The 4,602-nt window shown below is 55.3% G+C and carries 2 rRNA genes; both read right to left on the bottom strand.

Annotated features, from left to right (window positions below):
* Positions 1–2,695: ribosomal RNA gene (locus HMPREF3157_RS06140) — 23S ribosomal RNA — on the bottom strand; the annotation flags it as partial.
* A 372-nt stretch (positions 2,696–3,067) separates the two neighbouring features.
* Positions 3,068–4,585 (bottom strand): 16S ribosomal RNA (locus tag HMPREF3157_RS06135).
* Positions 4,586–4,602: the final 17 nt, after the last annotated feature.

The following is a 4,602-nucleotide window of genomic DNA, read 5'->3' as shown; positions in this document are numbered from 1 at the left end:
CCAGCCCCAGGATGCGACGAGCCGACATCGAGGTGCCAAACCATGCCGTCGATATGAGCTCTTGGGCAAGATCAGCCTGTTATCCCCGGGGTACCTTTTATCCGTTGAGCGACACCCATTCCACAATGAGGTGCCGGGTCACTAGTTCCAGCTTTCGCTCCTGCCCGACATGTCTGTCTCGCAGTCAAGCTCCCTTGTGCACTTACACTCAACACCTGATTGCCAACCAGGCTGAGGGAACCTTTGAGCGCCTCCGTTACTCTTTAGGAGGCAACCGCCCCAGTTAAACTACCCATCAGGCACTGTCCCTGAACCAGATCATGGTTCGAAGTGAGGAATCCAAAACGACCAGAGTGGTATTTCACCAACGACTCCACCAACACTAGCGTGCCAGCTTCTCAGTCTCCCACCTATCCTACACAAGCCGTTCCGAACACCAATACCAAACTATAGTAAAGGTCCCGGGGTCTTTCCGTCCTGCTGCGCGTAACGAGCATCTTTACTCGTAATGCAATTTCGCCGAGTTCGCGGTTGAGACAGTGGAGAAGTCGTTACGCCATTCGTGCAGGTCGGAACTTACCCGACAAGGAATTTCGCTACCTTAGGATGGTTATAGTTACCACCGCCGTTTACTGGGGCTTAAATTCTCAGCTTCGCCCACAAGGGGCTAACCAGTCCTCTTAACCTTCCAGCACCGGGCAGGCGTCAGTCCGTATACAGCGACTTACGTCTTCGCACGGACCTGTGTTTTTAGTAAACAGTCGCTTCTCCCTGGTCTCTGCGGCCATCAGTGCTCTCACACCTCAGGCCCCCCTTCTCCCGAAGTTACGGGGGAATTTTGCCGAGTTCCTTAACCACGATTCTCTCGAACTCCTTAGTATTCTCTACCTGATCACCTGAGTCGGTTTAGGGTACGGGCAATAGTGCTCGTCACGCCGGAACTTTTCTCGGCAGTCCAGGATCACCCACCTACCCCAATAAAGGGTCCTCATCACGACTCACCCACAAGAGCACAACATTACTCGCACTCGGGCTGCTCGCTTGAACGGGGACAACCATTACCCCGCGGAAGCTACCTCACTGCGTCATCCCACACGCTGACCTACTACGCACTTGGTTCCCAGCCTCACCACCAACAACCAACCCAAAAGGAAGGAAGCAGCAGCTCGGGTGGTTAGCATCACACGCCTCGGTATGGGTCCTCACACTATCGGTACGGGAATATCAACCCGTTATCCATCGACTACGCCTGTCGGCCTCGCCTTAGGTCCCGACTAACCCGGGGCGGATTAACCTAGCCCCGGAACCCTTGATCATTCGGAGGACGGGTTTCTCACCCGTCTTTCGCTACTCATGCCTGCATTCTCACTCGCATAGCCTCCACCACTGGGTTCCCCCGCAGCTTCACCGGCCACACGACGCTCCCCTACCCACCCCACAAAAAATGGAGTGACACAGCTTCGGCGGTGTACTTGAGCCCCGCTACATTATCGGCGCAGAATCACTTGACCAGTGAGCTATTACGCACTCTTTCAAGGGTGGCTGCTTCTAAGCCAACCTCCTGGTTGTCTCAGCAACTCCACATCCTTTCCCACTTAGCACACGCTTAGGGGCCTTAGCTGATGTTCTGGGCTGTTTCCCTCTCGACCATGAAGCTTATCCCCCACAGTCTCACTGCTACGCTCTCACGTACCGGCATTCGGAGTTTGGCTAAGGTCAGTAACCCGGTGGGGCCCATCGCCTATCCAGTGCTCTACCTCCAGCACGAAACACGCAACGCTGCACCTAAATGCATTTCGGGGAGAACCAGCTATCACGAAGTTTGATTGGCCTTTCACCCCTATCCACAGGTCATCCCCTCCATTTTCAACTGAAGTGGGTTCGCGCCTCCACACGGTCTTACCCGCGCTTCACACTGCCCATGGATAGATCACTTCGCTTCGGGTCTAGAGCCGGCGACTGAACGCCCCATTCAGACTCGCTTTCGCTACGGCTACCCCACACAGGTTAACCTCGCCACCGACCACTAACTCGCAGGCTCATTTTTCAATAGGCACGCCGTCACCCCTCAAGGCTCCGACGGATTGTAAGCACACGGTTTCAGGTACTCTTTCACTCCCCTCCCGGGGTACTTTTCACCTTTCCCTCACGGTACTAGTCCGCTATCGGTCACAAGGAAGTATTTAGGCTTACCAGGTGGTCCTGGCAGATTCACACCGGATTCCACGAGCCCGGCCCTACTCGGGGCAACACCACGCCTGGCCATGCAGTTTCAGCTACGGGACTCACACCCACTATGGCGCCCCACTCACAAGGCTTCACCTACCACACACCACGACGCCACAACACCGGTAGATATTGTGTAAATGCACCCCACAACCCCACACCAGCAACCCCTACCGAGTCTCACACCAGCATGGTTTAGCCTCCTACGCTTTCGCTCGCCACTACTCACGCAATCACTATTGTTTTCTCTTCCTAAGGGTACTGAGATGTTTCACTTCCCCTCGTTCCCCCCACACCACCTATACATTCAGCGGCGGGTACCACGACTCTCATCGCGGCGGGTTTCCCCATTCGGACATCCCCGGATCACAGGTCGGTTGTCACCTCCCCGAGGCTTATCGCAGACTCCCACGTCCTTCATCGGCTCCTTGTGCCCAGGCATCCACCGTATGCTCTAAGTAACTTAGAAACACTCGAAAATGAACACATAGACCAAAAACATTGAACTATCTGTAACAAAAATTGCTTACAAGATGCTCGCGTCCACTATGCAGTTGACAAACAACACCCCCACACCCACCACCACCAACCACAGTCAGCAGCAACAGGGAGGACAAGACCAAAACGCTCACGCGTGCAGCCTCACACCCCAATAGTGTGCCCACAACAAGCAACCCCCCAACCGCACTCTTTCCAACCCCACAACAGGGCGTACTCAAACACAACCAGAAAGCCACTCATCTTTTATTGATGTTCCACCCAGCCCCATACGCGCTGCACACACTCGGCGCAGAACACGCACACCACAAAAAGCGGTGCAGGGCAAAAGTAAACTCCTTAGAAAGGAGGTGATCCAGCCGCACCTTCCGGTACGGCTACCTTGTTACGACTTAGTCCCAATCACCGATCCCACCTTCGACGACTCCCCGCATAAAGCTTGGGCCATCGGCTTCGGGTGTTACCGACTTTCGTGACTTGACGGGCGGTGTGTACAAGGCCCGGGAACGTATTCACCGCAGCATTGCTGATCTGCGATTACTAGCGACTCCGACTTCATAGGGTCGAGTTGCAGACCCCAATCCGAACTGAGACCGGCTTTTTGGGATTAGCTCCACCTCACAGTATCGCAACCCATTGTACCGACCATTGTAGCACGCGTGAAGCCCAAGACATAAGGGGCATGATGATTTGACGTCGTCCCCACCTTCCTCCGAGTTGACCCCGGCAGTCTCCCATGAGTCCCCACCCGAAGTGCTGGCAACATGGAACGAGGGTTGCGCTCGTTGCGGGACTTAACCCAACATCTCACGACACGAGCTGACGACAACCATGCACCACCTGTGCACCAGTCCAAAGAAAACCACATCTCTGCAGCGATCCAGTGCATGTCAAGCCTTGGTAAGGTTCTTCGCGTTGCATCGAATTAATCCGCATGCTCCGCCGCTTGTGCGGGCCCCCGTCAATTCCTTTGAGTTTTAGCCTTGCGGCCGTACTCCCCAGGCGGGGCACTTAATGCGTTAGCTACGGCGCGGAAAACGTGGAATGCTCCCCACACCTAGTGCCCAACGTTTACGGCATGGACTACCAGGGTATCTAATCCTGTTCGCTCCCCATGCTTTCGCTTCTCAGTGTCAGTAACGGCCCAGAGACCTGCCTTCGCCATCGGTGTTCCTCCTGATATCTGCGCATTTCACCGCTACACCAGGAATTCCAGTCTCCCCTACCGCACTCTAGCCTGCCCGTACCCACCGCACGCCCAGAGTTAAGCCCTGGGTTTTCACGGCAGACGCGACAAGCCACCTACAAGCCCTTTACGCCCAATAATTCCGGACAACGCTTGCGCCCTACGTATTACCGCGGCTGCTGGCACGTAGTTAGCCGGCGCTTCTTCTGCAAGTACCGTCACTTTCGCTTCTTCCTTGCTGAAAGAGGTTTACAACCCGAAGGCCGTCATCCCCCACGCGGCGTCGCTGCATCAGGCTTTCGCCCATTGTGCAATATTCCCCACTGCTGCCTCCCGTAGGAGTCTGGGCCGTGTCTCAGTCCCAGTGTGGCCGGTCGCCCTCTCAGGCCGGCTACCCGTCATCGCCTTGGTGAGCCACTACCTCACCAACAAACTGATAGGCCGCGAGCCCATCCCCCACCGAAAAACTTTCCACCACAACCCATGCGGGCCATAGTCATATCCAGTATTAGCCCCGATTTCTCGGAGTTATCCCAAAGTGGAGGGCAGGTTACTCACGTGTTACTCACCCGTTCGCCACTAATCCACTGTGCAAGCACAGCTTCATCGTTCGACTTGCATGTGTTAAGCACGCCGCCAGCGTTCGTCCTGAGCCAGGATCAAACTCTCCATTAAAAAACAGAAAAATCTAA

Source organism: Dermabacter sp. HMSC06F07, assembly GCF_001807345.1.
Classification (GTDB): domain Bacteria; phylum Actinomycetota; class Actinomycetes; order Actinomycetales; family Dermabacteraceae; genus Dermabacter; species Dermabacter hominis.
The sequence above is the reverse complement of the archived record's forward strand: the minus strand, read 5'-3'. Positions and strand labels throughout refer to the sequence as shown.